The organism is Azospirillum sp. OGB3 (genome assembly GCF_014192915.1).
Lineage (GTDB): Bacteria > Pseudomonadota > Alphaproteobacteria > Azospirillales > Azospirillaceae > Azospirillum.
The window spans coordinates 536,332-562,530 of record NZ_JACHYN010000003.1; the positions used below are offsets into that span (position 1 = coordinate 536,332).

Consider the following 26,199-nt stretch of genomic DNA (forward strand, 5'->3'; position numbering starts at 1 on the left):
CTCGGCGGCGCGCGGAAGCGGAATGCGATTGCCGGAAAGCGCCGCACCAAATGAAACGGGCGGCGGCTTGCGCCGCCGCCCGCCGGGCGTGATCCTACCCGAAGTCTCCGGCTTAGAACAGACGCAGGATCGACTGCTGCGACTGGTTGGCCAGCGAGAGGGCGATGGTGCCGAGCTGCTGACGGGTCTGCAGCATCAGCAGGTTCGCGCCTTCCTCGTTCTGGTCGGCCAGCGTCAGCTTGCTGGCGCCTTCCGTCAGCACGTCGCTGAACTCCTTGGTGAAGTTCTCACGGGTCGTGATGACGTTCAGGTTGGTCGACAGCGTCTGCGAGGCCGAACGCAGGTTCTGCTTCGCGTAGTCGATGCTGGCGACCGCCTTGTCGATGTCGGCGCGGTCGGTCCAGTCGTTCTGCGCGTAGTCCAGACGCAGGCCCTGGCCGCTGGTGGTCAGGTTCTGGGCCTTCACCGTGATCGCGTTGGTGTTGCGCTCGTTGAGCTGCACCGTCAGATCGTTCGCGGTGTTGGCGTCGGTCACCTGAACCGAGACCAAGTTGGCCGCCGAGTTGGCCGCCGCCGCCTGCTTGATGCTCTTCTGGTCGACGTTGAAGCGCACCGTGCCGGTGTCGAACGCGAAGGCGTTCTCGCCTTCCGACAGCTTGCCCTCGCCGCGCTTGGCCATGCCGTCGCGGGTCACCGTGGCGCCGCTCAGGTTGCTGACCTGGATCTGGATGTCGACCTTCTTCTCGATGGTCGAGATGCCGTTGCCGTTGTTGGAGGCCTGCTCCAGCAGCTTGCGATCCACCGTGAAGGACACGACGGTGCCCGACGCGAAGCTCTCGGAGATGCGCTTGGTCAGGGCGTTCTCGGCGGTGGCCTTGACCGTCATCTCGCGGGCGGCGTTGGTCGTCGTCGCGCCGGACAGCGTGATCGTGCCGGTCGTGCTGACCGTGACGGTCTGGACGTCCTTGCCGCTGAGGCGGCCGTTGGCGCCCAGCGCGCTGTTGATCGACGCCTTGAGCTGGTTGGCGATGTTGATGCGGGCGGTCTGGCCCGTCGCCACGTCGCCGGCGGTGGCGGTGTAGGTGAAGGTCTGGTCTTCGACGGTGATCGTGAAGCTGTCGCCCGCCTCGATCGTGCCGCCCATCGACACCTGGGTGACCTGCGCCGTGCCCGTCTTGGCCGGCGTCGTCGTGTTGGCGGCGATGGTCTGGCTGTTGTCGAAGTAGGTGATCGTGCGGGACTCGTTGCCGTCCGTGACGATGAAGGAGCGCTCGCGGCCCGTCGCGCCGCGGACTTCGATCTGCACGTCGGAGAAGCTGCCCGCCGTGGTGTTCATCGTGCCGGACAGCTTCAGGCCGACCAGGCCGTGGGCCATTTCGGCGCTGTTGATCTCGCCGGCCGCGCCCTCGATGGAGCCGTCGCCCTTGACGCGCACCGTGTAGGTGTCGGCCGACACCACGTTGGTGACGCGGGCGTTCTCGATGCCCTGGATGGTGTTGACGGCGCGGCGCGAGTCGCTGGTGGAGTCCATGCGCAGCCCGTTGCCGGCCAGCAGGTTCTTGCCACCGTAGGCGGAGTCACCGGCCAGCTTGTCGATCTGCTCCTTCAGCGCGTTGAACTGCGAGGCCAGCGACTTGCGGGTGGCGACGGAGCCGGCGTCGGTGCCGAGCGCGGAATAGGCGGCGGTGGTCAGGCCGCGCGCCTGCTCGATCATGTCGTCGATCGAGGTCAAGCCCTTGTCGGCGGCCTTGATGGTGCTGATGGCCTGCCCCATCGTGTCCTTCAGCGCGGTCAGGTCGCCGGCGCGCTGGGTCAGGTTCTTCGCGGCGAAGAACGACGTCGGGCCGTCGAGCGCCGAATTGATCTTGTTGCCGGTGGCGAGGATGTTCTGCTTCTTCGCGATCGAGTCCTGGACGCCCTGCAGCTGCAGCAGGTTCGTGCGCATCGACGACGAGAGGGAGATGTCGCTGGTAGCCATGGAGTCACTCCTTTTGGAGGATTTCATTCCGTACGACGGTGCGCGCACGGAGAGGGACTAATTCCCTCGGGCTACCAGTAGGCAATAAATGGGCCAGATCGAATTTGCCGCCCGAACGAGGAAAATCCTGCCTCTGGGCAAATCAGGGGTCGGCAATTTTTGCCGGTTGCCCGGCAAGAATTGCCGACCCCCCGGCACCCTTTGCCGGTTGCGTATCCGACCCGGCAGATTCTGCCGGGCTTGCAGGAAGCGTCATCACCTCGCAAACGGCGAGCGGACCGGCGGTCAGCGCCACGCTTCCCCAAGACCAGCCGACGCCGAATCCCGACAGGACGAGGCGCAGCGGTCCGTCGCACAACGCCGTCGCCAATTCGGAGGCCAGCGCCAGGGGAATGGAAGCGGAGCTGGTGTTGCCGAAGCCGGCGAGACCGACCACCGTTTGTTCGGGCGTGGCGCCAAGCTTCTGCGCGAGGTGACGGATCATTTGCGCGTTTGCCTGATGCAGGACCAGCCGTTCCACCGTCTCCATCGTCCAGCCGGCACGGTCCAGAACGGCGCGGATGTTGCTCGGCACTTCCCGCAGGGTGAAGGCGAAGACCTGGGTGCCGTCCATGAACAGGTGCGCAGGCTCGCCGGGGCGCCGAAGACCGCCGCCCGGGACGGCAAGGTAAGGGGCGCCGGCGCCGTCGCTGCCAAGCGCGAAGACCATGGGCGCGGCTCCATCCTCCGCCGCCAGCGCCGTCGCCGTGGCGGCGTCGCCGAACAGGGGCGCCACGGTGCGGTCGTCGGGGTCGAGCACGCGCGACGTGGTGTCCCCGGCGATCAGCAGAGCGCGCTGCCCGCCCGCCGCCTTCAGCATCGCCGACGCGGTCCATAAGCCATGCACGTAGCCCGAGCAGCCGAGCGTCAGGTCCAGCACCGCCGCGCTCTTGCCCAACCCCAGCCGATGGTGGAGCCGATAGCCCGAGGCCGGCAGGATATGGTCGTGGGTCTGGGTGACCATGACCAGCAGGTCGACGCTCTCCGCCGCCCAGCCCAGCCGGTCGAGCAGCCGCTGCGCCGCCGCCTCCGCCAGGTCGGAGGTGCATTGATGAGGCGGCACGAGGTGGCGGGCCTCGATGCCCGTCGCCTTGGCGATCCGGCGGGCGGAGTCCTCGCCGAAGCGCAAGGCCAGATCCTCCACCGTCTCGCGCCGCTCCGGAACGCAGGCAACGATTCCGCTCAGGCCAACGCCCGCGATTACGCTGGCCACCATGGCGCGTCTCCTTTCGTCAGCCGGTGATGCCGCCGTCCACGACGATGGTCTGGCCGGTCATGAAGCCCGCCCCGTCGCCCAGCAGGAAACGGACCACCGGCACCACGTCGTCCACCTCGCCGAGCCGGCCCAGCGGCGTGCGCCGCACGATCTGGTCGCGCTGCCCCTCGGCCAGCGTGCCGGACATTTCCGTGTCGAGATAGCCGGGCGCGACCGAGTTGACGGTGACCTGGAGCCGCCCGACCTCGCGGGCCAGGGCGCGGGTCAGCCCGTCAAGGCCCGCCTTCGACGCCGAATAGGCGGACAGGCCGGTATAGCCCCGCTGTCCGATGATCGAGGAGATGTTGACGATCCGCCCCGCCCCCCGCTTCACGAGCTTGGCCCGCAGGAAGGCGCGGGCGACCTGGATGGCGCCGGTCAGGTTGACCTGGACGACCTCCTCCACGTCGATCTCCGGGAAGGTCGCGAGCACGCCCTCGCGCGCGATGCCGGCGTTGTTGACCAGACCCCAGAGTGGCGACGCGCCGCCCCAGTCCAAGGCGGCCTCCATGAAGGCCCGCACCGATTCCCCGTCGCCGATGCGGCAAGCCTGCCAGAACAGGTCGGGGCCGGCCAGCCGCTCCAGCGCCGCGCTCGGCGCGCGGCTGCAGGTGGAAACGCGGTAGCCATCGGCCAGCAGCGCCTCGACGATGCCCAGACCCAGCCCGCGGCTGCCGCCGGTGACGATGACGTGCCGCTTGCCGTTCATGCCGTTCCCTTCCGCGTCTTCTTGCCCGCCGCACCCAGGGCAATGCTCCCGGTCATGGTCACCAGACGAGGCCGCGCGGCGGGCGGCAGGTCGGCGATGGCGGCGCGGATCGCGGCGCGCAGGGCCATGTCCTCCATCCCCGGCGCCGGGACCACCAGTGCGGTCAGAATATGGCCGGTCACCGGGTTGGCCGCCGCCTGGACCAGGGCGTCCCGCACGCCCGGCACGTCCAGCAGCACCTGCTCCACCACCTCCGGCGAGACCTTGACGCCGCCGACATTGACCCGCCCGTCGAGCCGCCCGGCGAACAAAGCACGGTCGCCGCGCAGATCCACGACGTCACCGGTGGACAGCCAGCCCCCCTCGTGACCGAGCATCGCGCGGGGGCTCTCCACCTCCAGCACGCCGTCGCGGACACGCAGGCCCACCCCGTCGATGCCGCCGTCCAGCCAGGCGGCCGGAAAGCCGGCCTTGCCGTCGCCCACCGCGAAAAGGGCCCCGGCCTCCGTCGAGGCGTAGATGTGCCGCAGCTTCGCCGTCGGGAATCGCTCCGCCAGCCGGTCGAGCAGCGGCTGGTCGGCCACCTCCCCCCCCAGCGTGACGGCGGCCAGCGGCGGTACCGCGCCGTCGAGCGCCAGCAGGAAGGCGCGCCAGAAACTGGGGGTCGCGCTGATGTGGGTGACCGCGTGCCGCACGGCGAGACGCGCCAGCTCCGCCGCCCCGGCGCCAGGCGCCGACACCAGGGTCGCCCCCGCCGCCAGCGCCGTCAGGATGACCTGGAGCCCGGCGAAGGCCGCCGGCTCATAGGCCAGCAGCCAGCGCGCGTCCGGATCGGCCGCACCGCGCAGCCGCCCGCGCAGGCGCTGGAAATCGTGCCGGATCAGCTTCGGCGTGCCGGTGGTGCCGGAGGTCTCCAGCAGCACCGCGAAGCCCGGCCCGTCGGGTGCACGCCCCGTCTCCATGACGTCGGTACGGCGCGAAAGATGCAATTCCACGCCGGCCCGCTCGGCGGCGACCAGGGCGGCGACAAGCGCCGGCACGCCTTGCGGCGGCAGGACCACCCGCCCGCCGGAGGCGCGAAACACCGTCTCAAAAGCGTCGGCCTGCACGGATATCTCCGCCCAACCGACACCGCGCTCCGCCTCGATCAGGCGAAGGCCGGGATGCAGCCAGGAGGGCGGCGGCAGGCTCATAGGGACCCGGCGGGCAGGCCTGGATGGCTATGGGCCGGACGGTAGAGGGCAGCCAGTTCCCCGACCGTGTTGAACTGGACGAAGCCGGCGCGGAAGGGGTCCTGGCCGGTGCGCTGCTCCAACACCACCAGCAGGGTGGCAAGGTCGAGGGAGTCGATCGGCAGATCCCCGCCGAGGAAGCGCGTATCCGGGCCGAGCACCGGCAGGGTCTCCCCCTTGTCGGCGGCAATGCGGGCAAGCTCTTCGGCGATCAGCGCAAACATGGAATTGGTCATTGGGGGTCGCATGCGGAAAGAAAGTCGCGGAGGGTGGCCGTGACGGGGGTGGCCGCCTCACTATGCGGCAAGTGCCCGGCCTTGTCGAAGAGATGAAGCGGTGCGCCGGGAGGCAGCCGCTCGGCAACGGGCACCGGGATGATGCGATCCTCGCGCCCCCACAGGAGCTGGATCGGCATCGGAAAGGCAGTCCAATCCACAGGGCCGGGCGACCGGCGCGCCTCCGCGAAGGAGCCGGCGATGATCCGCTCCAGGGCGGCGCGGCGGCGGGGGTCGGCGGCCTGGGCGTGCATCACCTCGCCGACGCGGCCCGCCAGCAGCCAGGGCCGGGCGAACAGGCGCGCGGCGCAGTCCCGCCCCTCCTCCACCGTCTCCAGCGCGGCGACCCGACGCAGGAACTCCAGGTCGAAGTCGGGGCCGAGACCGGCGCTGGCGACCAGCGACAGGCTCGCCACCCGCTTCGGGGCCAGCCGCGCCAGCTCCAGCGCGACGTAGCCGCCCATCGAATGGCCGACCGCGTGGACGCGCGGAATCTCCAGCGCGTCCAGCAGGCGCAGCAGCCAGGGCGCGAAGGCGCCGACCCGCCCATCCCCGACCTCCAGGGTCGAGGCGCCGTGGCCCGGCAGATCCACCGCCAGCACCCGCCGGTCGGCGGCCAGCGCCGCGGCGTTGAACTGCCACGTCAGCGAATCCCCGGCGAATCCGTGCAGCAGCAGAGCTGGAACGCCGCCCCGCCCCACCGACAAATAGGAAGCGGGACCACTCTCGATGTCGGCCCGTCCGCGCCGCGGAGAGCGCTCAACCTTCGACGTCACCGGAGCGTCAGGCCGTGACGGCGATGCCGGCCAGACCCAGCAGGTCGTCCACCGTCTTCGCCTTGACGAGCTTCTCCCCCTCCACGACGTGGCCGAGTCTCTCGTCAACCAGGGCGATGAAACTGATGACGGCCAGGGAATCCCAGCTGTCGATTGAATCGAGTTCTTCCGCGCCCGTCAGGGTGCCGGGGTCCAGTTCCAGCATCTCGTCGAGCGCGAGCAGGAAATCCTTGCGGTCCATGGTGGTGTCTCCGTTTCAATGGAGCGTGTTCTGACGCACGCTGCCGTTCAGGTCGGCCCATTCAGGGTGCCGGCGCAGAACTTTGCAACAATCCTGCCAGCCGAAGCCGGGATTTTCGGGGAGCAAGGCGCCCAGCAGGCGGCGCACCAGCTCAAGATCAGCGCCCTCGTCCACGCACCAGCGCTGGTCGAGGACGGTGCCGTCGTCCGGCGCCACAGGGGCGCCGATGCGGAAACGCTCCGGGCGGCGGTAGATATGGGCGGTGACGTGCTCGCGCTCCGCCGGCTCGACGGCACCGGCGGCCGCCGCGTCCAGGGCGGCGCGGGTGAAGACTTCCGCATCCAGCCCGCGCGGGAAGCGGGTGACGTCCAGGCTGAGATAATCCAGCGGCGGCGCCGACTCCAGGAAGGCGGTCACCACGCGGTCCACCAGCGCCGGGTCGATCAGCGGGCAATCGGCGGTGACCCGCACCACCACGTCCGCCCCGGCCATGGCCGCGGCCCCGGCGAAGCGCCCGAGCACGTCCTGCTCGTCGCCGCGGAAGACCGGCACGCCGAGCGATCCCGCCAGTTCCGCCACCGGGTCGTCGGTGCCGTTCACCGTGGTCGCCAGCACCAGCGCGTCGAGCGTCCGGCAGCGCGCCAGCCGGCCCAGATGATGCGCCAGCAGCGGCTGCCCCGCCGCCTCCATCAGCACCTTGCCGGGCAGGCGGGTCGAGGTCATGCGGGCCTGCGAGATGCAGACGACGCGCGGCTTGGCCATGGCGGCGCTCATTTCTCTCCAGGGGCCAGCATATCCCAGCGCAGCGGCTCGCCGCGCTTCAGGGCGCGGGCGGCGCGGCGGCCGAGCACGGCGGGGAGGTGCTTCGGCTCCAGGCCGAAGCCGGGGCGGATGGAGCGGACGTTACCGGCGCTCAGCGCCTCGCCCGCCGCCACGTCCGCGGTGACGTAGAGGGACCGGCGGTAGTCGCGCCCGCCCGCCTCGCTCGGCTTCACCCCGTAATGGATGCGGCCCAGAGCCGCCCAGGCGGTGCGGACGGCCTCGGCCATCGCCCTGAACTCCGCCGGCTCCAGCGAAAAGGCGCTGTCCACCCCGCCGTCGGCTCGGGACAGGGTGAAGTGCTTCTCGATCACCACCGCCCCCAGCGCCGCCGCGGCGACCGGCACCGCCGCTCCGTGGGTGTGGTCGGACAGACCGGCGGCCACCCCGAAGGCCTGCGCCAGATGCGGGATGGTGCGCAGGTTGCAGTCCCCGGGCGGCGTCGGGTAGCCGCTGACGCAGTGGAGCAGCACAATCGGCGCGTCGCCCGCCGCCTCCACCGCCTCCGCGATCTCGCCCAGCGTGGCGAGGCCGGTGGACAGGATCAACGGCTTGCCAGAGCGGGCGGCGCGGCGGATCAGCGGCAGGTCGTTCAGCTCGAAGGAGGCGATCTTGAAAGCCGGAGCGTCCAGCCGCTCCAGAAGCTCGACCGCCGTGTCGTCGAAGGGCGAACTGAAGATGGTCAGGCCGAGGGCGCCCGCGCGCTCGAACAGCGGGCCGTGCCACTCCCAGGGGGTGTGGGCCTCGCGGTAGAGGTCGTGCAGGGTGCGGCCCTTCCATAGCCCGCCCTCCAGCAGGAAGCCCGGCCCGTCATGGTCGATGGTCAGCGTATCGGCGGTGTAGGTCTGCAGCTTCACCGCGTCGGCGCCGGCCTCCTTGGCGGCGTCGACCAGGGCCAGCGCCCGGTTCAGGTCGCCCTTGTGGTTTCCCGACATCTCGGCGATCAGATAGGGCGGCTGGCCGGGGCCGATCGGGCGGCCGTTGATGATGACGTCGCGCGGCACGGGGAACGGTCTCGCTGTGATGGTCGGGTTTCACTCTGCCACGGAAGCGGACGGCGGGTCTTCCTTTTGTGCGCCCGCCTTGATCGCCGCCCGCACAAGGCCCCGCGCCTCCTCGCCATAGGCCAGCAGCCGTTCAGCGCAACGGTGGCGGTCGCCGACGGTCTGGAAGCGGACACGCGACAGCTCCGCCTGCCGCTCGCACAGAGCGGGGTCGGCGACCAGGGCGGCGGCGCGCTCCACATAGGCGGCGGCGTCCGGCACGGGGATGCCCGCCCCCGCGACGCTCGCCACGTCGCCCCAGGCCAGCGTGACCACCGGCAGTCCCTCGGCGATGGCGTAGGCGGCGCTGCCGCCGCCGCCCTGGCGCGAGGGGTTGAGGTAGGCATGGCAGCGCCGATAGAAGGCGCGGATGTCCTTGAGGTGGCCCAGGCTGCGCATCCGCGCTCCGTTGCGCGCCGCCGCCAGCCGGGCCGGCAACCGCTCCACCTCCCCGGCGAAGACGATCACGGCACCGGGGCAGCGGTCGAGGATGGAATCGGCCAGCGCGAGGAACTCCGCCGTCACCTCAAGATCCAGGCGGGTGCCGACAACCGCGAAGACGAAGGCCGCATCGCCCAAGTCGAGCGCACCCCCGCCCCCCGCCGTGGGGGGCGGGGAGAAGCCCAGCGTGAAGGGCCGGAAGCGCCGCGCGAAGGGAGCGCGGTAGAGCGCCGGCAGGGCGTCGGTGTGGTTCCCTTCCTCGTAGCCCAGCACGAGATGGGCCAGCGAGATGGTCATGCCCGAGGTGGTGGGCAGGCAGACCACCGGCCGCGCCCCGGTCACCGCGAACAGGTCGCCCACCACGTTGGCCCCGCCGAAGGTGACCAGCAGGTCGGGGTCGTAGCCGTCGATGGCGCCGACGATGGTGGACAGCTTCTCCTTGGAGAAGGCGCGGTCGGTGAAGGAGGCCATCTTCACCTGCCGCCCGAACATCTTGAGCGCGAAGACGCCCTCGTAATCGGCGACCAATTCCGCGACCATCGGCGGCACGAACAGGCTCTCGGCCCGCAGCGGCATGGTGTTGCAATTGATGATGGCGACGTCGAGCCCGAAGTCGTCCTGGAGCCGGCTGGCGTAGTCGAAGCAGTCGCGCGAGGGCTGGTGCTGGTCGTTGGTGAACTGGTTGGTCAGCACGGCCACCCGGCGGGTCGGCCCGTCACGCGGCACATGGCGCGGCGGAACGACGCCCCAGCGCTGCGCCACCGCCAGCACCAGCTCCTCATAGAAGCGGAACAGGTCGCAGGGGCCGAAGGCGCCCAGCTTCTCCGGCGCAGACGCGGCCAGGAACAGCTGCCGCGCGATGCACCAGTAGGTGTAGTGCATGAGCTGCGGCCCAACCCGCTCCCCGCCCAGCAGCAGGTAATGGAGAATGCGCTCGTAGTGGTAGAGGTCGCCGGTGAGCTGGAACAGCACGGAGTGGAGCAGCACCGTCTCCCCGGTCGGCGGGTCGCGGCGCAGCGCCTCGGCGATGGACAGGCGAACGTCCCGATCCAGTTCGCAGCGCATCCGCTCGCAATGGGCCGTCAGGGTGTTGAGGCGGTCGGCGTTGAACTGGCGCTCGGCCAGCAGGGCCTTCAGCGTGGCGGTTTGGTCCCCGGCGATGTCGGACATGCTGTTCCCCCAACCGGCGCGTGTCGCGCGCTTCGCCTCCTGATAGCCCCGGCGAGGTTAAGGTTTCAAGAACGCGCCGCGGTTCGCTCGGCCAGCGCCGCCGCGGCCTCCGCCGCCACCGCGGCCCAATCGCCGGGACGGGGCTGGCGGAACAGGCGGGCGGTCGGATACCAGGGGCTGTCGGCGCGGTCGAGCAGCCAGCGCCAGTCCGGCGCGTGGGACAGCAGCACCCACAGAGGAACGCCCAGCGCCCCGGCCAGATGGGCGGGCGCGGTGCAGGAGGACACCACGAGGTCCAGAGACGCCATGATCGCCGCGGTGTCGGCGAAGTCGCGGATCTCCGGCGCCAGATCGGTGAAGGCGGACGGCATCGCCCGCCCCGCCAGATCGTCGTGTCCAGGGCCGAGTTGCAGCCCGAAGAACCGGCAGCCCGGCACCGCCAGCAGCGGGATCAACGCCGCCAGCCCCGGCGACCGTTTCCGGTCGCCGGCGAACTGCGGATTGCCGGCCCAGACCAGCCCGACCGCAAGGCCGCCGCCGGCCAGCCGCTCCCGCCACGCCGCGGCGCGCGCCGGATCGGCGGTCAGGTAGGGGACGGTGGCGGGGATGGTCTCCAGCCGGGTGGCGAAGGCCCGCGGCAGGCTGAGCAGCGGGCACTGCCAGTCGAAGGCCGGCAAGGGCTCGCCGCGCGCGACGACCCGCTCCACCCCCGGCAGGCCGCGGAACAGCGGCACCAGATCGGCCCCGACCTCCAGCAGCACGCGGGCGCCGCGGGCGGCGACCAGCGGGGCGTAGCGGACGAACTGGATGGCGTCGCCACGGCCCTGTTCCTCATGCAGCAGGATGGTCCGACCCGCGATGTCCTCGCCGCACCATAGCGGCTGCGGCAGGCCGCGCGGCTTTGTCGGGAAATCGGCCACGCCCCAGCGCGCCTCGTAATCCTCCCAACCGCCCGGCAGGTCGCCGGCGAGGAGCCGGGCTAGGGAGCGGTTCCAGCGCGCCTCGGCGCTGGCCGGCTCAAGGCGGACGGCGCGATCGTGCAGGCGCAGCGAGGCGGCGATCTCCCTCTGGTCGCGCAACCGGTTCGCCAGACCGCTCAAAGCGTTGCGGTGATCCGGCTGAAGGGCCAGCGCGCGGCGGAGCGCCCCCGGGGCGCCGGGTTCGGCAAGCGACAGCGCGTACCAGCCGTTCGCCGCGTCCGGACGCAGCCGCAGCAGACGGCGCAAAGCCGTCACGGCCTCCCCCTCCCCGCCCACCTTGTGCCGGGCGGCGGCGAGAAGCTCCAGCGCGCCGTCGTTCGCCGGGTCGAGCGCCAACGCGCCGCGCAGGGCCGCTGCGGCGGCGCCCCACCGCCCCGCGTCGTAATGGGCGCGGCCGAGATTGAGCCGGGGCGTCGCGTCCTCCGGCAGCAGAGCCACGGCCTGTGCCAGCGCCGTCGCCGCGTCCGGGCCTCCGATCCGCTGGAGCGCCACGCCAAGATGGTGCCACGCCTCCCCATGGTCGGGGCGCAGCCGGACGGCGCGGCGCAGGGCGGACGCCGCCTCGCCTGTCCGTCCCGCGTAGCGCAGCAGGATGCCGGCCTGGACCATCGGCTCGGCAAGATCGGGCTGGATCAGGATGGTGCGGCGATAGGCCGCCAGGGCGAGCCCGCTCTGCCCCGCCTGCCGTGCCGCTCCGGCCAGCGGGAAGGCGAGCGCCGCCGAATCGGGGCAAAGGCGCAAGGCGGCGCGGTATTCCTCGGCCGCGGCGGCGGGGTTGCCGCGGGCCTGATGCAGCATCGCAAGGTTGGCGCGGTATTCGGGCAGGCCGGGGCGCAGCGCCACCGCCTTTTCCAGCAGCCCGGCGGCCTGCTCCAGCCGCCCGCCCTGGGCGCAGAGGAGGCCATAGAGATGAAGGGCGTTCGGCTCGCCCGGAACGGCGTCGAGAATGCGCCCGTAGAGGGTTTCCGCCTCGTCCGTCCGCCCGGCGGTGTGGAGGTCGAGCGCGATGGTCAGCGCCTCGTCCAGCGTCGCCATGGCGCCCGCTCCGCTCAGGTCTCGCGGCCGCCGATCACGCTGGCGGCGACCGCCAGACTTTCCGGCGTGCCCATGTCGATGAAGCGGGCCTTGGCAACGTGGCCGTGCAGCGTTCCCGGCGGCATCTTGTGCAGCACGTCGCGGGTCAGCGAACTGGCCCCGGAGGCTGCGATGCGGTCGAGGAAAGCCGCGGAGAAGAGATAGACCCCGGCGTTGATGACGCCGCGCCCCGGCGCCTTGTCGAGGAATTGGCGGACCCGGCTGTCCGGCCCGACTTCCACCCGGCCGAAGCGGGCGGCGTCCTCCACCTCCACGCACAGGACCGACGCCTCGGCGCCCGACAGGCGGTGCGAGGCGACGAAGGCGCGCAGATCGGCGTCGAGGAAGGTGTCGCCGCTCATCACCAGGACGGTGCCGGCCTTCAGGTCCTTGCGGATGTAGGCGAGCGCCGCGGCGGAGCCCATCTGGCTTGGCTCGATCTGGCAGACGACGTCCAGCGACCGGTTGGTGTCGCCCTGGGCCAGCCACGCCGTCACCCGGTCCGCCAGATGGCCCAGGCACAGCACGACCCGGCGCGCGCCGTAGGCCGCCAGATGGTCCAGAAGATGTCCGAGAAAGGCGCGTCCCGCGATGGGCGCCAGCACCTTGGGCGTGTCGCCCGAGACGCCCCGCATGCGCGAGCCGAGACCACCGGCGAGCAGCGTGACGTCGATGTCCGTCAAGGCTTCCTCAGGCCGCACCGTGCTTCCCCTCATGCTCTCGGCGCCGCAGCGCCGCCCCCACCCCCGCCGCATACCGCGTCGGCGGTGGATTGGTCAAACATTCGGTGGGGGTGACGGCGAACTTTCCCGGCCGACCGCCCAACGTAAGCCCCCGCCGCATGGCCTATTCCGCGAAGGCTGCCAGCGTGGTTTCGCGCGGGAAGATATGGGGGTGACCCTCCCAATCGCTGCGCAGCGTCTCGAAAACATGGACATCGTGGAAACGGCCATATTTGTGGACATGTTGACGCAGAACCCCGACCTCGCGCGCTTTCACAACCTTCTGGATGCGGATGACCGTGTCGTTGCCCTCCATGAAATAATTGAAGAGCTTGTTCATCCCCAAACCGTAGAAGCAATAGTCCATGATGAAGCAGTGCAGGAAGCCGGCGAGCTTCCTCCTGTCCTTCTCCTCCACGATGTACGAGCCGGAGGAGCAGCGCAGATGCACCCGGTCGATGTCATAGTAGGAAAGATAGCCGACCGGGCGGCCCTCATGCTCGATGATGAAATGGCGGAAGTCCGCACGGGCGTCCATCGCGGTCAGCCAAGCGCGCTGCCGGTCCACGTCCGGGGTCTCCAGATCGGTGAACATGAAGCGGGTGATCGACGGCTCGGTGCGCCAGCGCAGCAGCATCTCGGCATCGTCGGTCGTCGGTCGGCGGAAGCGGAACATGAACCCTTATCCTTCGAACGCGTGCGGCGTCACGTCGCCAGATAGCCGCCGTCCACCGGCAGCATCACCCCGTTGATCCAGCCGCTGGCCGGCGACAGCAGGAAGGCGATGGCCGAGGCCACGTCCTCCGGCTTGCCGAAGCCCATGGGATGGGCGGCGCGGATCGCCTCGAACTGCTCCGCCGTGGTGGTGCGGCGGAAGCGCTCCATCATCTCCGTCTCGACCATCGCCGGGGCGACGCAGTTGACGCGGATGCCGTCGCGCAGGAACTCCATGGCCAGCCCGCGGGTGGCCGAGACCAGCCCGCCCTTGGCCGCCGAATAGACCACGTTGCCCGGCTGCCCGATCTCCGCCGCGACGGAGGACACCAGCACCAGCGCCGCCGGTTCGGCGTGGCAGCCCTTCTGCCGCAGGCCGCGGGCCAGCGCCAGCGCGCTCAGCAGGTTGGCGTGCAGGATGCCGTCGAAGAAGGCGCGGTCGACGCCGCGCACCGGCTTGCCGACCTGCACCCCGGCGCAATGGGCCAGCCCGGCGATGGGGCCGCCGGCCTCCGCCTGCGCCTTGACCCAGCCGGGGATGGCGTCGCTGTCCGACAGGTCGAAGGCGGCCGTCCGGTGCCCCTCCCCCGGCAGAAGCGCCAGAGTCTCGCCCAGCCGACCGGCATCGCGCCCGTTGAGCGTAACCCGCGCGCCGAGCCTCGCGGCCAGCGCTGCCGTCGCCCGCCCGATCCCGGCGGAGGCACCGGTGACCAGGACGTGCCGTCCCGTGAGATCGACGAGCGGGCTTATGTCCCTGGTCATGTCACGGCTCATTCGGCGGCCATGCGGGCAAGCCAGACCCGGTGGAAGGCGGCGATCCGCTCCTCGCAGGAACCGAGGACGGCGGGGGCCTGGACCTGCTTCAGCCCCTTGTGGGTGGATTCGGCGACGCGCTGGTCCTCGCCCAGGATGGTGCGGTTGAAACCGGAGACGTTGGCCTCCACCGCCTTGCGGGCGGCCCCGCCCTTGGTCTGCGGCTTGGACGTCTCGCCCAGGAACAGGCGGTAATGCAATTCGCAGCGGTCCGGCCCAATGGGATCGTAGGTCTGGACGCTCATCAGCGCGCCGTGGGAGACGCCGATGGCAAGGTTGGGGAAGATCAGATAATGGTCGTAGCTTTCCAGCCGATCGCTGCGCGGCAGCCCCATCTTCTGGCTCACCCCGTCCCACCAGCGCGCCGAACCGTCGGACAGCTGGCTGATGCCCCGTGAATGCTCGCCCTCGTAGGAGCAGATCCACACCTTCTTCACGTAGCTTTTGAAGGTTTCCGGGTGGGTGGCGTCGACGTGGTAGACTTCCAGGGCGGTTTCCAGCGCCGCCTTCCAGTTGGCATTCCAGGGCAGCACGCCCTCGTCGATGCGGTCGGTGAACAGCTCCGACAGATGGTCGAGAACGGCGCCATAGGCACCAAGCTGCTCGTCCAGCCCCGGCCCGGCCGGCTCCAGCCGGACAAAGACGAAGCGGCCCCGCACCGCCACCTCGAAGCGCCGCAGGGCGAGGCGTTTCTTCGCCGCGTCGTCCAGGCCGAAATGCTCGCGGTTGCCGGGGATGCCGACCGGGACGCCGTCGCGGTTGAAGACCCAGCCGTGATAGGGGCAGACCGGCTTGCCGTTGCCACAGGGCCGCAGGTGGATCAGCGAATAGCGGTGCGTGCAGACATTGTGATAGGCCCGAAGTTCCCCGTCGAAGTTCTGGACCAGAACCGAGGTGCCGGCGATGTCGGCGGTGATGAAGTCGTTGTCGTTGCGCAGGTCGTCCGTAAATCCAACGAACATCCAGCAACGGCGGAAGATTCGCGCCGCCTCTTCGGCGTGATTGGCCTCGCCGGAGTAACGCTGCGGCGGGATCACCATGTCGGGCGGGGGTGAAAGCCGGCTTTGCTGAACCCGGTCATCCATGGCAGATCCCATTTATCGGTTCGTTAATCATTCGACCCTAGCGTTCTTTCGGTTAATAGTCTCCGAATTCGCTCAAGTCCAGGACGGACGGAAAAGCGGCGGAGAGAGGGAGCAGCCGGTGAAGGCCATCATCGAGGGCGTGCGCATCGCGGGATTCCGGGCCGCCGTGCCGCCGCACCGCCATTCCTTCCTGGAGGACCACTCCCTCTTCACGGCGGAGGAGGCGGAGAAGCTGTTCGCCACCACCGGCGTGTACGAGCGGCGCATCGCCCCGCCGCACATCTGCGCATCGGATATGTGCGTCGCGGCGGCCGAAGGGCTGCTTGCCCAGCTCGGCTGGGACCCGGCCAGCGTCGACGTGCTGGTCTTCGTGTCGCAGGACCCCGACTACAACGTGCCGGCGACCTCCTGCGTCATGCAGAAGCGGCTTGGGCTGGCGACCGGGGCGGCCTGCTTCGACGTCAACCTGGGCTGCTCCGGCTTCGTCTATGGGTTGTGGATGGCCGGGCGCCTGCTTGGCGGATCGACGGGCCGGCGGGCGATCGTGCTGTGCGGCGACACCAGTTCGCGCCACCTCGTGCCGGGCGACCGCTCCACCCTGCCGCTGTTCGGCGACGGGGGCGGGGCCGTGGCGCTGGAGGTCAGCCAGGGGGCCGCGCCGATCCATGTCGTCGTCGGCACCGACGGCGGCGGAGCCAAGAACATCTGGGTCAAGGCCGGCGGGCGCCGCAACTCGCTGGTGCCCGGACGCGAGCCCTGGCCGGCGGAGAAGCAGGAGCGGATGTTCACCGACTCGCGCCTGTCGCTGAACGGGGCGGAGGTCTTCGCCTTCACGCTGCGCGCCGTGCCGCCGCTGGTGCGGGAGACGCTGGAGTTCGCCGGCGTCGGGGTCGAGGACATCGACCTCTGCGTGATGCACCAGGCCAATGCCTTCATGCTGGAGCATCTGCGCAAGAAGACCAAGTTCCCGCCGGAAAAATTCCTCGTGGACATGCACGACTTCGGCAACACCAGCTCGGCCTCCATCCCTCTGGCGGTCAGCCACCGGCTGGGCGAAGCGCTGTCCACCGGCACGCGCAAGATGCTGCTGGCCGGCTTCGGCGTCGGCTGGTCCTGGGGTGCGGTGGTGGCCGACGTCGGGCCGATCCCCGCGCCGGAAGTGCAGGAGATCCCCGACGACTTCCCTCTGCTGACCCCTTGAGCCGCCGGACCATGCGCAACCCGCTCGACCTCACGGGACGGCGCCTGCTGGTGACCGGGGCCTCCGCCGACAGCGACATCGGGCGGGAGATTTGCCGCACGCTGGCCGATCTGGGCGCGGCCCTCACGCTGGTCGGCCGACGCGCCGACGCGCTGGAGGCCACCCGCGCCCTGCTGGATGGGCCGGAGCGGCACAGCATCGCCCCCATCGACCTGACCGACCTCGACGCCATCCCCGGTTGGATGAAGGGTCTGGCGGAGGCGGGCGGCCCCTTCGCCGGGCTGGTCCATTCCGCGTCGGAGCAGGGATACTCCGTGCTGCGGCAGGTCAACCGGGCGCAGTTCGACCGCTATTTCACGCTGAACGTCGGGGCGTCGCTGATGCTGGCGCGCGGCTTCCACCAGAGGGGCGTGTTCGCGCCGGGCGGCGGGGCGATCGTCTATGTCGGCTCGGTCGCCGGGCTGAAGGGCCAGAAGGGCCGTTCGCTCTACGCGGCGAGCAAGGCGGCGCTGGTCTCGGTGGCGCAATCGCTGGCGCTGGAACTGGCCGACAAGCGCATCCGCGTCAATGTGGTGGCCCCGGCGGTGGTGCTGGGCGCCAAGGCGGAGAAGCAGTTCGCCATGCTGCCGGCGGAGCAGAACGCCGCGCTGGCCGCCGCCCACCCGCTGGGCTACGGCGCGCCGCAGGACGTGGCCGACGCGGTGGCCTATCTGCTGGCCGACAGCGGGCGCTGGGTGACCGGGACGGTGCTGCCCGTGGACGGCGGCTTTACCGCGGGGTGATCGCCTCCGCCAGCGCCCGCGCGATGCGCAGGGCGCCCTGGCCATCGACGATTCCGGCCAGCTTGCCCGCCATGGTCCGCCGCCGCGCCGGATCGGCCCAAAGCTCCAGCGCCACGTCGGCGATCCGCTCGGCCGCCCCTTCGGTCTGTCCGGCCACCAGGGCGCACCAGCCCAGAGCCTCCGACTGGCGGGCGGCCTCCAACTGGTTGTCGGCGATGGTGACCAGGACGGCGGGCGTGCCGATGGCCGCCAGTTCGCCGGTCGTGGTGCCCGCCGCCGAGACGGCCAGCCCCGCCTGCGCCATCAGGCGCCCCATGCGCGGCGTGTCGCGGTGCAGCCGCACGCTGTCTTTGCAACACGCCGCCGCGGCCTCCACCGCCGCCGCGTCGCGCACCGCCCCGCCGACCGCCACATCCAGCCGGACGTCCGGCGGCAGGCGGGGGGCGAGGCGTTCGATCACCGGGGCCGTCAGCCCCAGCGGGTCGGAGCCGCCGAAGGTCACCAGCAGGCCGCGGCGTTCCTCCAACGGCGGCTTGGCCGCCGCCGCGGCCTCCCGCACCTCCCGACGCAACGGCGCGTGGGCCGGGCCGAGCAGCAGACAGGCGTCGGGATTGCCCTTGCCGTAGGGCAGCGACGCGGCGTCCGGCGCGGCGTTGACGATCAGCCCGGCATGGATCGGCTCCCCCGTTCCGGCATCGTCGAAGGCCAGGATGCACAGCCCCGTCCCGGCCAGCCCGGCCCGCCATTCCCCATCGAAGGCATAGCCGTCCAGCACGATGGCGTCGGCACCGGCTTCGGCCGCGATGGCGCGCGTCGCGGCAAGGTCGGCGGCACTGCCGGAAGCCGCGTCGATCCGGTGAACGGCCATGCCGGCAGCGCGCAGACGTTCCTCCAAAGCCGGGGGCAGGCTCGCCGCGGCGAACAGGGCATTGCCTCCCAGTTCCTGCACAGCCTCCGCCACCGCGAGGCAGCGCATGACATGCCCGGCCCCGATGAAGGCCCCGGCGTCGGCGCGGAACAGCACCCTCACGGGCCGTCTCCCCGCGTTCAATGCAGGGTCGGGGCGTTCGGCCCGGTGGGGCGCAGCCGCGTGCGGGCCGAGGACAGGCAGAAGGCGTGCCAGTAGAGCGCGACCAGGGCGCCCGGCATGCTGTCCAGTTCATGCCCCGGCAAAGCGGTGATGTTCGCCGCGTGGGCCATGGCGGCGTTGGCGGCGTTGAGGCTGTGCTGCGCCGCCGGACCGATCAGCGCCAGAGTCTCCGCCAGCGCGCGGGCGTCGAGGCGCAGGGTCGCCGGGGCGACGGTCACCTGGGCGGTGCCGTCGCGCAGGCGCCCGATGGCGATGTAGGCCTCCAGAAGGTCCGGCCGGTCCTCCGGACGAATCACCGCGGCGACCACGCGGTTGCCGGTCAGCGGGCCGGTGCCGTCGAACTCGAACACCACGGCGCGCTCGGCCTGCCGGGCCTCGGCCAGGGCGGCGGCGCGCTCCCCGGCGGAAACCCCGGCCAGCCGCATCGCCTCCTCGAACATCTCGGGCCGCCCGCCGCCCTCGGCGTGGACGACCAGCGGCGCGTCCATCGTCGCTGCGATGGCGAGACGGCGCGCCATGATGTTCACGGCCTCCTCCGCCGCGTCGTCCGAAGGGGTGTCCTGCAGCAGTTCCGCGCCCTTGCGCAGCATCACCTCGGCGAAGCTGATGTCCGGGGCGGTGTCTGGGGTCATGGCGCGGTCTCCGTCGAAAGGGGTCGGCTGTTGTACGCCAGCGTCGGGCGGGTTCTCAATGATCGCCGACATCAATGATAACCAATGGCGCCCGTTACCTTGCCGCGGAAAACCCAGTAGCTGTAGGCGGTGTAGATCAGGATCGTCGGAATCAGGAAGGCCATGCCGATCAACAGGAAGACCTGGGTTTCCGGTGGGGCCGCCGCCTGCCACACGGTGATCCCCGGCGGGATCAGCACCGGCCACAGGCTGATCGCCAGCCCCAGGTAGGACAGCGCGAACAAGCCCATGGCGAAGGCGAAGGGCAGCACCTCGCGCCCCTCGTCCAGCGCCCGCCACAGGCCGAAGGCGAGGAATCCGACCATCAGCGGCACCGGCGACAGCAGCAGGATGTTGGGCACCGAGAACCAGCGCGCGGCGATGGAGGCGTCCAGGAAGGGCGTCCACAGGCTGACCGCCGCGACCAGAACCAGCACCACGATGAGCAGCCGCCGCGCCACGCGGAAGCACCAGTCCTGCAGAATGCCGATGGTCCGCCAGATCAGCCACGTGCTCCCCAGCAGCGCGTAGCCGGCAATCAGCGCCACGCCGCAGAACAGGCTGAAGGGGGTCAGCCAGTCCAGCATGGTCCCGGCGAAGTTGCGCCCCTCCACCTCGATCCCCTGGATGAAGGAGCCGAGAACCACCCCTTGCGCGAAGGTGGCGAGCAGCGAGCCCAGGAAGAAGGCCTTGTTCCACAAATGGCGGCTGCTCCGCGCCTTGAAGCGGAACTCGAAGGCGACGCCGCGGAAGATCAGCGCGATCAGCATCAGCAGAAGCGGCAGATACATGGCCGGCAGGACGATGGCGTAGGCGATGGGAAAGGCCGCGAACAGCCCCGCCCCGCCGAGGATCAGCCACGTCTCGTTGAAGTCCCAGACCGGCGCCACCGAGTTCATCATGACGTCCCGCGCCTCCTCGCTGGGGGCGAAGGGGTAGAGGATGCCGATGCCGAGGTCGAAGCCGTCCATCAGCACATACATGAAGACGGCGAAACCGACGATGGCGACCCAGGCGAGGGTCAGCAGGCTGCCTTCCATGGACGTCACTCCGCGGGTTCGATGGATTCGCCGGGCACCGACAGGGGCCGCTTCGGTTGATGGCCCTGCGCCACCGCCGGGACCTCCAGATCCTCGTCGTTCAGCCGCGCCGGCCCGATGGTCAGCAAGCGGAACAGGTAATAGGTCCCGGCCCCGTAGATGATCGCGTAGACCACCATGAACACGATCAGCGAGGTCAGCACCGCCCCGCCGGTCAGGGCCGGAGTCACCGCGTCCGCGGTGCGGATCATCCCGTAGACCACCCAGGGCTGGCGCCCGATCTCGGTGGTGAACCAGCCGGCGAGGATGGCGACGAAGCCCAGCGGCATGCAGCCGACCAGGACCTTGTGGAACCAGTGCGGGCTGTAGAGCTTTCCACGCACCCGCTGCACCAGATGGATCAGCGCCACCGTCAGCATGATCATGCCGATCCCCACCATGATGCGGAAGGTCCAGAACAGGATTTCCGGGTTGGGCCGGTCCGCCACCGGGAAGTTCTTCAGGCCGGGGACCACCCCGTCCCACTCGTGGGTCAGGATCAGGCTCGACAGGGCGGGAATGGCGATTTCCGCGTGGTTGGTCTCCGCCTCGTTGTCGGGGATGGCGAACAGGATCAGCGGCGCCCGCGCCCCGCCTTCCCAATGGCCCTCCATCGCGGCGATCTTGGCCGGCTGGTGCTCCAGCGTGTTCAGCCCGTGCAGGTCGCCGAGGAAGATCTGCAGGGGCGCCAGGACGGTGATGAGCGCCAGCGACATGCTGAGGCCGACCCGCGCGTGCTCCAAAAAGCGGTTGCGCAGCAGGTAGAAGGCGCTGATGCCCGCCACCACGAACCCGGTGGTCAGGAACATCGCCGTCAGCATGTGGGCGAGCCGGTAGGGGAAGGAGGGGTTGAAGACCACCGCCCACCAGTCGGTGACGAAGAACCGCCCGTCGCGCAGTTCCGCCCCCGCCGGGGTGTGCATCCAGCTGTTCGCCGACAGGATCCAGAAGGAGGAGAGGACCGTCCCCGTCGCCACCAGCACCGCCGCCAGGAAATGGATGCCCCGCGGCACGCGGTCCCGCCCGAACAGGAGGATGCCGAGGAAGGCGGCCTCCAGGAAGAAGGCGGTCACCACCTCGTACTGGATCAGCGGCCCCAGAACGTTGCCGACAATGTCGGACCAGCGGCTCCAGTTCGTGCCGAACTGGTAGGTCATCACGATTCCCGAGACCACGCCCATGCCGAAGGAAATGGCGAAGATCCGCGTCCAGAATTCCGACAGGCTGCGATACAGCGCCTTGCCGGTGATCAGCCACCGCGCCTCCAGAACCGCGATCCAGCAGGCCAGCCCCACCGTAAAAGAGGGGAAAAGAATGTGAAAAGAAATCACGAAAGCGAACTGGATTCGTGACAGAAGCAGCGGATCGAGGTCCATGGCCGCGGCCCTCCGTTGACGGTCACCGAGGCCGGTTCCAGCCGACCCGACCGACCCCCAACGCGGTCGGTCCCAGGGAGTTCCCGTTTTCCGTCTGCGGATACTTTCTTTCCCCCCACCCCTTGAACCGCGGCGGCGACCTCTTATTTCTAAGCTCTTGCCGACATCCACACATTTGCGGCCGGCCCTGGGCCACAGCCGATCCCACCCCGCTCCGATGGCCCCGCCGGCCAGCCGGGCCGGGGGCCATCGGTCCATTGCAGGGTGTTTCCCGAGGATGCCGGAATCAGGAGAAGCTCTTTGACGGAACTGGCAGTTTCTGGCGAACCCCTCACCCTCTTTCTAAAAGAAACCCGCAAGTACGACTACCTCACCCCCGAGCAGGAACGCGACCTCGCCATCCGCTGGCGGGAGCGGCAGGACCGCCGCGCCCTCGACAAGCTGATCGGCAGCCACCTCCGGCTCGTTTTCAAAATGGCCCGCGGCTATCAGGGCTACGGGTTGCCGCTGTCCGACCTGATCGCCGAAGGCAACGTCGGCGTCATGCAGGCGGCGCAGAAGTTCGACCCCGACAAGGGATTCCGCTTCGCCACCTACGCGTCCTGGTGGATCCGGGCGGCGATCCAGGAATATGTGCTGCACAACTGGTCGCTGGTGAAGATCGGCACCACGGCGGCCCAGAAGAAGCTGTTCTTCAGCCTGCGCCGGCTGAAGGCGCAGTTGCAGGACGCCGACAACGGCACCTTCGGCGGCGACCTGTCTCCGGAGGCGGTGGAAAGCATCGCGACGGAACTGGACGTCTCCAAGGCCGACGTGATCGAGATGAACCGCCGGCTGGGCACCGACCGCTCGCTGAACGCCACGCTCGCCGAGGACGGTGACAGCGAATGGCTGGACCTGCTCGCCGACGAGAGCCCCGACCAGGAGGCGATCCTGGCCGGCGCGCAGGAGCGCAAGCGCCGCCAGCAGTTCCTCAAGCTGGGGTTGGGCGTTCTCGACGACCGCGAGCGGCAGATCCTGGTGGCCCGCCGCCTGCGCGACGAGCCGCTGACCCTGGAGGAGCTGAGCCAGCACTTCCACGTCTCGCGTGAGCGCGTGCGGCAGCTCGAGGTGCGCGCCTTCGAGAAGGTCCAGAAGGCGGTGATGGCCCAGGCCCGGCAGGTTCCGGGCACCACGGGCAAGGCGCTGCTGCCGGTGTGAGGAAAGCCCTCTCCCGTCCCGGGAGAGGGTGGCGCCGGGTGAGGGTCGCGCAAGGATCAAGGCGCTGGCCCGTTGCAGGCACCCTCACCCTTCCCACGCTGATGCGTGGGTCCCTTCCCTCTCCCGGGGCGGGAGAGGGAATATTATCAAGGCGTGACGAAGCGCGGCGGTTCCGGCAGCACGGGGGACCGCCGCCGCACGCCGCGCAACGCGTGCTCCACCGTCGCGATCTGCTCTTCCACCGAGATCAGGATCTGCGACGTCACTTCCAGCGACCGGTCCTCGTAGACCCAGACGTCGGGATGGCGGTCGCTCCAGGCGGCGACCGTCCGGTCGCGTTCCTGCAGCAGCCTGACAATCTGCGGCCGGAACAGCCGAATCATCGCGGTGATCCAGCGGTTCGCCGGCCAGGACGGCCGGGCGTGGTCAACCGTGAAACTGTCGAGCATGCGGATCACGTCGTCCGCCGCGTACCACGTCTCCCCGGTCACCCAACGGTTCGTCGTGAACAGGCGCACCGGCTGCCCCGCCACGTCCATGGCGATCCCCACCAGATGCGACAGGGCGTCGTTGGGGTTGTCCGGCTCCTCGTAGTCCTTCAGCGGCACCGGCTCCATGCCCGGCGGCATGCCCAGCGGGCGCAGGAAGGTGTGGAAGTGCCCATGCTCGCCGTCGGGTCGCTCGTCCTCGGGGTGGCAGTGGTAATAGTATTGGGCGTGGTATTCGGCGTCGTAGACGTCGCCCGGCGGATAATGGCGCCATTCGTAGAGGGTGCCGTGCCCGCGCAGCAGCTCCCCCACTACCGTGTCGCCGGTCTTGGCGAGCACCCGCTGGCACAGCCGGACCTCCCGCGCGGCCTCCGACATCGCCTGCAACTCGTCGCGCGAAAGCTCCGCAAGCTCCATCATCGGATGCTCTGCCCCGTCAGCCCCTGCCCGTCCCAGATCCCTATTACGTATGAGGCTTTGTACGCATAGCAAGCGCTTTCCTCAACGAAGGCCCGCCGAACCCGGACGGCCGGCTTCGGCGCGGAACACCGCCTCGCCCCGCCGCAGGGTCCAGTCCACCAACGCGCCTTCCACCTGCCCCAAGGCCATGTTGAACGCGGCGATCACGTCGCTGAAGTCCGACCCGCGCACCGGCACCACGGCGTCGAAGGTCTCGCCCGCCTCGATGGTCCGGTTGGGCATGGCGACCAGCTTGGCCGACAGCCGCACCCGCACCCGGTCCGGCGCCGCGGCGTTGGGATCGGTGAATTCCGCCTGGAAATCGCGCAGTTCGGTCTTCAACAGGAAGTCGGAGCGCAGCCCCGCCGAATCCCGCCCGACCGAGACGATCCGCCGGCTGTCCTCGAAGGACTGGACGATCAGCCCCTGCACCATGTTCGGCGCCCGGTCGGCCCAGGACACCCCGGCGAAGTAGTCGAGCGCGGTGGCCGAACGTGTGACCGCGATGCGCGGCGTGTCGATGCCGGCGCTGGCCGCCGGCGGCTCCACCAGCAACTGCCAGCGCACCGGTGGCGAACCGGATTCGGCCACCGTCCCCGGCGTCAGCGTGTAGAGGCTGGGCGCGGTGGGGTTCAGCGCCGCGCAGCCGGTCATCAGGCCGAGCGCCAGAAGCCCCGCCGCCGTCGCCTTCATCAAACGGCCCGTCATCAAAAGGCTTGTCATCGTCCACGCACCTCCACGCCCTGGCGGGTTCCGCCGAACAGGAAGTTCGACGGGTCGTTCTCGATCCGCGTCACGACGCGGGACAATTGCCCCGAAAGGTCGCGCAACTGCGAGATCAGCAAGGTCAGCTCATACAGCCCGCCGCCGGTGAAGTCGCGGATCGCCCCGCGGTTCTCGCCGATCATGGCGTTGAGCTGGTTGGCGGTCTTGTTCAGCGACCCGGCCAGCGTGTTCAGGTCGCCGGTCAGCGTCTTGGTGCCGCTCTCCACCGCGGCCAGCGTGCGCTGCGCCTGTTCCATCGTCTGGCCGAGCTGCGGCCCGACCGTCTCGAAGCCCTGGAGCGTGCGGTTGGCCTGGGCGAGGGTCGTGTCCAGCCCCTGGCTGGCGCGGGCCAGCTCGCCGGTCAACGTGCGCGTGTTGGCCAGGATCTCGGCGATGGCCGCCTGGTTCTGCGGGGTCAGCAGGTCGGCCACCCGGTTGGTCAGGTCGAGCGCGCGGTTCAGGAGCTGCGGGGCGGCGTCGACGAAGACCGTCAGCGACGACGGGCGCGACGGGATCACCGGGATGCCGCCGTCATGCGCGGTGCGTAGAAGCTCGCTCATCTCCGTGCCGCCGGAAATCTGGACATAGGCACCGCCGGTGATGCCCTGCACCTCCAGCGAGGCGATGGAGTCGGTCTTGATCGGCGTGCCTTCCTGCACCTCGATCCGCACGCGCACGCGGCTGACGTCGTTGGGGTCCAGGCGGATGTCGGTCGCCGTGCCCACGGGGATGCCGCGGTACCGCACCGGGCTGCCCTCCTGCAGACCCGTCACCGAACCGGTGAAATAGATGTAATAGGGCTGGCGCGTCTCCTCCAATTGGATCTTGGCGACCCAGACCGTGAAGACGAAGAGGCCGGCGAGCAAGGCCAACACGAAGCTGCCCACGAGGATGTAGCTGGTGCGGGTTTCCATGGCGTCCGGTCAGCTTTCTGCATGGCGCGCGGCGCGGCCGCGCGGTCCGTGGAAATAGTCGTGAATCCAGGGATGCGGGTCGCGGAGATGCTCCTCCAGCGTGCCCACGCGAATCTTCTTGTCGACCAGCACCGCGATGCGGTCGCAGATCGAGGTCAGGCTGTCCAGGTCGTGGGTGACCATGAAGACGGTCAACCCCAGGCTGCGCTGAAGGTTGCGGATCAGCTGGTCGAAGGCGGCGGCGCCGATGGGGTCCAGACCGGCGGTCGGCTCGTCCAAAAACAGGATGTCGGGGTCGAGCGCCAGGGCGCGGGCCAGCCCGGCGCGCTTGATCATGCCGCCCGACAGCTCCGACGGGAACTTCGCCCCGGCGTTGGCCGGCAGGCCGGACATGGCGATCTTGACCCGCGCGATCTCCGCCGACAGCGCCGCCGACAGGTCGGTGTGCTCGCGCAGCGGGACCATGACGTTCTGCGCCACGGTCATCGAACTGAACAGCGCGCCGTTCTGGAACAGCACGCCGGTGCGCGCCTGGAGCGCCACCCGCTCGCGCTCCGGCAGGCCGGCGGTGTCGCGGCCGAGAAGCTCGATCCGGCCGTCCGCCGGGCGGATCAGGCCGAGAATCTCCTTGAGCAGGACCGACTTGCCGGTGCCGGAGCCGCCGACCACGCCCAGCACCTCGCCCCGCCGCACGTCGAGGTCGAGCCCGTCATGGACCACCTGCGGGCCGAAGCGCGTGACCAGCCCGCGCACGCGGATCACCGCGTCCTGCGCATCCGGTTGTCTGTCGTCAAACGGCGCCACGGTC

General features: G+C 70.0%; 26 protein-coding genes. 3 read left to right on the plus strand and 23 right to left on the minus strand.

Annotated elements, in window-relative coordinates; all coding sequences use genetic code 11:
• Positions 1-112: 112 nt before the first annotated feature.
• The 15 genes from FHW79_RS09945 to FHW79_RS10015 form a co-directional block, all read right to left on the minus strand.
• Positions 113-1,978, minus strand: coding sequence for a flagellin (locus FHW79_RS09945; RefSeq protein WP_183178749.1), 1,866 nt, complete (start codon positions 1,976-1,978; stop codon positions 113-115).
• 142 nt (positions 1,979-2,120) lie between these two features.
• The gene (locus FHW79_RS09950) at positions 2,121-3,233 is read right to left on the minus strand and encodes a ketoacyl-ACP synthase III (RefSeq protein WP_183178750.1); all 1,113 of its coding nucleotides are present in this window, start codon (positions 3,231-3,233) and stop codon (positions 2,121-2,123) included.
• 16 nt (positions 3,234-3,249) lie between these two features.
• Entirely contained in the window at positions 3,250-3,981 is a 732-nt protein-coding gene (locus FHW79_RS09955) for an SDR family NAD(P)-dependent oxidoreductase (RefSeq protein WP_183178751.1), read from the minus strand.
• Entirely contained in the window at positions 3,978-5,174 is a 1,197-nt protein-coding gene (locus tag FHW79_RS09960) for an AMP-binding protein (RefSeq protein ID WP_183178752.1), read from the minus strand. Before FHW79_RS09960 ends, FHW79_RS09955 begins: the two co-directional genes overlap by 4 nt.
• Positions 5,171-5,449 (minus strand): acyl carrier protein, encoded by a 279-nt coding sequence (locus FHW79_RS09965; RefSeq protein ID WP_183178753.1) that lies wholly within the window; start codon positions 5,447-5,449, stop codon positions 5,171-5,173. Before FHW79_RS09965 ends, FHW79_RS09960 begins: the two co-directional genes overlap by 4 nt.
• The gene (locus tag FHW79_RS09970; protein ID WP_183178754.1) at positions 5,446-6,264 is read right to left on the minus strand and encodes an alpha/beta fold hydrolase; all 819 of its coding nucleotides are present in this window, start codon (positions 6,262-6,264) and stop codon (positions 5,446-5,448) included. Before FHW79_RS09970 ends, FHW79_RS09965 begins: the two co-directional genes overlap by 4 nt.
• A 7-nt stretch (positions 6,265-6,271) precedes the next feature.
• On the minus strand, positions 6,272-6,505 hold the full coding sequence (locus FHW79_RS09975) for an acyl carrier protein (RefSeq protein ID WP_183178755.1): 234 nt from the start codon (positions 6,503-6,505) through the stop codon (positions 6,272-6,274).
• A 15-nt stretch (positions 6,506-6,520) separates the two neighbouring features.
• Positions 6,521-7,279, minus strand: a complete 759-nt coding sequence (locus FHW79_RS09980) for a glycosyltransferase family protein (RefSeq protein WP_183178756.1) — start codon at positions 7,277-7,279, stop codon at positions 6,521-6,523.
• On the minus strand, positions 7,276-8,328 hold the full coding sequence (pseI, locus tag FHW79_RS09985; RefSeq protein ID WP_183178757.1) for a pseudaminic acid synthase: 1,053 nt from the start codon (positions 8,326-8,328) through the stop codon (positions 7,276-7,278). Before pseI ends, FHW79_RS09980 begins: the two co-directional genes overlap by 4 nt.
• A gap of 30 nt (positions 8,329-8,358) precedes the next feature.
• Complete coding sequence (locus FHW79_RS09990; RefSeq protein WP_183178758.1) at positions 8,359-9,978, minus strand: glycosyltransferase; 1,620 nt, start codon at positions 9,976-9,978, stop codon at positions 8,359-8,361.
• Positions 9,979-10,043: 65 nt separating this feature from the next.
• Positions 10,044-11,993: a tetratricopeptide repeat protein gene (locus FHW79_RS09995; RefSeq protein WP_183178759.1), complete on the minus strand. Its 1,950-nt coding sequence runs from the start codon at positions 11,991-11,993 to the stop codon at positions 10,044-10,046.
• A gap of 14 nt (positions 11,994-12,007) precedes the next feature.
• A complete protein-coding gene (locus FHW79_RS10000) occupies positions 12,008-12,715 on the minus strand; it encodes a sugar phosphate nucleotidyltransferase (protein ID WP_236778230.1) in 708 nt (235 codons plus the stop codon).
• Positions 12,716-12,878: 163 nt separating this feature from the next.
• Positions 12,879-13,430, minus strand: a complete 552-nt coding sequence (locus tag FHW79_RS10005) for a GNAT family N-acetyltransferase (RefSeq protein ID WP_183178760.1) — start codon at positions 13,428-13,430, stop codon at positions 12,879-12,881.
• A 29-nt stretch (positions 13,431-13,459) separates the two neighbouring features.
• Positions 13,460-14,230, minus strand: coding sequence for an SDR family oxidoreductase (locus FHW79_RS10010; protein ID WP_183178761.1), 771 nt, complete (start codon positions 14,228-14,230; stop codon positions 13,460-13,462).
• Between the two features lie 8 nt (positions 14,231-14,238).
• On the minus strand, positions 14,239-15,366 hold the full coding sequence (locus FHW79_RS10015) for an SRPBCC family protein (protein WP_183178762.1): 1,128 nt from the start codon (positions 15,364-15,366) through the stop codon (positions 14,239-14,241).
• Between the two features lie 118 nt (positions 15,367-15,484).
• Between FHW79_RS10015 and FHW79_RS32610 the strand changes: the two genes are divergently transcribed.
• Both FHW79_RS32610 and FHW79_RS10025 read left to right on the plus strand, forming a co-directional pair.
• Positions 15,485-16,567 carry a ketoacyl-ACP synthase III gene (locus tag FHW79_RS32610; protein ID WP_183178763.1) on the plus strand — a complete coding sequence of 361 codons (1,083 nt, stop codon included), beginning with the start codon at positions 15,485-15,487 and terminating at the stop codon, positions 16,565-16,567.
• A gap of 11 nt (positions 16,568-16,578) precedes the next feature.
• Positions 16,579-17,349 carry an SDR family oxidoreductase gene (locus FHW79_RS10025; protein ID WP_183178764.1) on the plus strand — a complete coding sequence of 257 codons (771 nt, stop codon included), beginning with the start codon at positions 16,579-16,581 and terminating at the stop codon, positions 17,347-17,349.
• Here FHW79_RS10025 and pseG read toward each other — a convergent pair.
• The 4 genes from pseG to FHW79_RS10045 all read right to left on the minus strand — a co-directional run bounded on the left by pseG (position 17,336) and on the right by FHW79_RS10045 (position 21,565).
• On the minus strand, positions 17,336-18,379 hold the full coding sequence (pseG, locus tag FHW79_RS10030; RefSeq protein ID WP_183178765.1) for a UDP-2,4-diacetamido-2,4,6-trideoxy-beta-L-altropyranose hydrolase: 1,044 nt from the start codon (positions 18,377-18,379) through the stop codon (positions 17,336-17,338). The two genes, FHW79_RS10025 and pseG, sit on opposite strands and share 14 nt — an antisense overlap.
• A 17-nt stretch (positions 18,380-18,396) precedes the next feature.
• Positions 18,397-19,071, minus strand: a complete 675-nt coding sequence (locus FHW79_RS10035; protein ID WP_183178766.1) for a hypothetical protein — start codon at positions 19,069-19,071, stop codon at positions 18,397-18,399.
• A gap of 71 nt (positions 19,072-19,142) precedes the next feature.
• Positions 19,143-20,150: a cytochrome d ubiquinol oxidase subunit II gene (cydB, locus tag FHW79_RS10040; RefSeq protein ID WP_040134234.1), complete on the minus strand. Its 1,008-nt coding sequence runs from the start codon at positions 20,148-20,150 to the stop codon at positions 19,143-19,145.
• A 5-nt stretch (positions 20,151-20,155) separates the two neighbouring features.
• Positions 20,156-21,565, minus strand: a complete 1,410-nt coding sequence (locus FHW79_RS10045; RefSeq protein WP_183178767.1) for a cytochrome ubiquinol oxidase subunit I — start codon at positions 21,563-21,565, stop codon at positions 20,156-20,158.
• A 300-nt stretch (positions 21,566-21,865) separates the two neighbouring features.
• Between FHW79_RS10045 and rpoH the strand changes: the two genes are divergently transcribed.
• A complete protein-coding gene (rpoH, locus tag FHW79_RS10050; protein ID WP_183178768.1) occupies positions 21,866-22,765 on the plus strand; it encodes an RNA polymerase sigma factor RpoH in 900 nt (299 codons plus the stop codon).
• 146 nt (positions 22,766-22,911) lie between these two features.
• Here the strand turns inward: rpoH and FHW79_RS10055 are convergent, their stop codons facing one another.
• The 4 genes from FHW79_RS10055 to FHW79_RS10070 all read right to left on the minus strand — a co-directional run bounded on the left by FHW79_RS10055 (position 22,912) and on the right by FHW79_RS10070 (position 26,195).
• Positions 22,912-23,673 carry a hypothetical protein gene (locus tag FHW79_RS10055; RefSeq protein WP_183178769.1) on the minus strand — a complete coding sequence of 254 codons (762 nt, stop codon included), beginning with the start codon at positions 23,671-23,673 and terminating at the stop codon, positions 22,912-22,914.
• An 81-nt stretch (positions 23,674-23,754) separates the two neighbouring features.
• Complete coding sequence (locus FHW79_RS10060; protein ID WP_183178770.1) at positions 23,755-24,420, minus strand: ABC-type transport auxiliary lipoprotein family protein; 666 nt, start codon at positions 24,418-24,420, stop codon at positions 23,755-23,757.
• An 11-nt stretch (positions 24,421-24,431) separates the two neighbouring features.
• Positions 24,432-25,391 (minus strand): MlaD family protein, encoded by a 960-nt coding sequence (locus FHW79_RS10065; protein ID WP_183178771.1) that lies wholly within the window; start codon positions 25,389-25,391, stop codon positions 24,432-24,434.
• Positions 25,392-25,400: 9 nt separating this feature from the next.
• Positions 25,401-26,195, minus strand: a complete 795-nt coding sequence (locus FHW79_RS10070; protein ID WP_183178772.1) for an ABC transporter ATP-binding protein — start codon at positions 26,193-26,195, stop codon at positions 25,401-25,403.
• Positions 26,196-26,199: the final 4 nt, after the last annotated feature.

What these genes read in the sequence shown, in the direction of transcription:
- FHW79_RS09960 (WP_183178752.1), bottom strand. Translation starts at nt 5,174, where the DNA reads ATGAGCCTGCCGCCGCCCTCCTGGCTGCATCCCGGCCTTCGCCTGATC.
- FHW79_RS10045 (WP_183178767.1), bottom strand. Translation starts at nt 21,565, where the DNA reads ATGGACCTCGATCCGCTGCTTCTGTCACGAATCCAGTTCGCTTTCGTG.
- FHW79_RS10055 (WP_183178769.1), bottom strand. Translation starts at nt 23,673, where the DNA reads ATGATGGAGCTTGCGGAGCTTTCGCGCGACGAGTTGCAGGCGATGTCG.
- FHW79_RS10035 (WP_183178766.1), bottom strand. Translation starts at nt 19,071, where the DNA reads ATGACCCCAGACACCGCCCCGGACATCAGCTTCGCCGAGGTGATGCTG.
- FHW79_RS09955 (WP_183178751.1), bottom strand. Translation starts at nt 3,981, where the DNA reads ATGAACGGCAAGCGGCACGTCATCGTCACCGGCGGCAGCCGCGGGCTG.
- cydB (WP_040134234.1), bottom strand. Translation starts at nt 20,150, where the DNA reads ATGGAAGGCAGCCTGCTGACCCTCGCCTGGGTCGCCATCGTCGGTTTC.
- FHW79_RS09975 (WP_183178755.1), bottom strand. Translation starts at nt 6,505, where the DNA reads ATGGACCGCAAGGATTTCCTGCTCGCGCTCGACGAGATGCTGGAACTG.
- FHW79_RS09945 (WP_183178749.1), bottom strand. Translation starts at nt 1,978, where the DNA reads ATGGCTACCAGCGACATCTCCCTCTCGTCGTCGATGCGCACGAACCTG.
- FHW79_RS10010 (WP_183178761.1), bottom strand. Translation starts at nt 14,230, where the DNA reads ATGACCAGGGACATAAGCCCGCTCGTCGATCTCACGGGACGGCACGTC.
- FHW79_RS09965 (WP_183178753.1), bottom strand. Translation starts at nt 5,449, where the DNA reads ATGACCAATTCCATGTTTGCGCTGATCGCCGAAGAGCTTGCCCGCATT.
- FHW79_RS09980 (WP_183178756.1), bottom strand. Translation starts at nt 7,279, where the DNA reads ATGAGCGCCGCCATGGCCAAGCCGCGCGTCGTCTGCATCTCGCAGGCC.
- FHW79_RS09995 (WP_183178759.1), bottom strand. Translation starts at nt 11,993, where the DNA reads ATGGCGACGCTGGACGAGGCGCTGACCATCGCGCTCGACCTCCACACC.
- FHW79_RS10015 (WP_183178762.1), bottom strand. Translation starts at nt 15,366, where the DNA reads ATGGATGACCGGGTTCAGCAAAGCCGGCTTTCACCCCCGCCCGACATG.
- FHW79_RS10065 (WP_183178771.1), bottom strand. Translation starts at nt 25,391, where the DNA reads ATGGAAACCCGCACCAGCTACATCCTCGTGGGCAGCTTCGTGTTGGCC.
- FHW79_RS10005 (WP_183178760.1), bottom strand. Translation starts at nt 13,430, where the DNA reads ATGTTCCGCTTCCGCCGACCGACGACCGACGATGCCGAGATGCTGCTG.
- FHW79_RS10025 (WP_183178764.1), top strand. Translation starts at nt 16,579, where the DNA reads ATGCGCAACCCGCTCGACCTCACGGGACGGCGCCTGCTGGTGACCGGG.
- FHW79_RS10060 (WP_183178770.1), bottom strand. Translation starts at nt 24,420, where the DNA reads ATGACGGGCCGTTTGATGAAGGCGACGGCGGCGGGGCTTCTGGCGCTC.
- FHW79_RS09950 (WP_183178750.1), bottom strand. Translation starts at nt 3,233, where the DNA reads ATGGTGGCCAGCGTAATCGCGGGCGTTGGCCTGAGCGGAATCGTTGCC.
- FHW79_RS09990 (WP_183178758.1), bottom strand. Translation starts at nt 9,978, where the DNA reads ATGTCCGACATCGCCGGGGACCAAACCGCCACGCTGAAGGCCCTGCTG.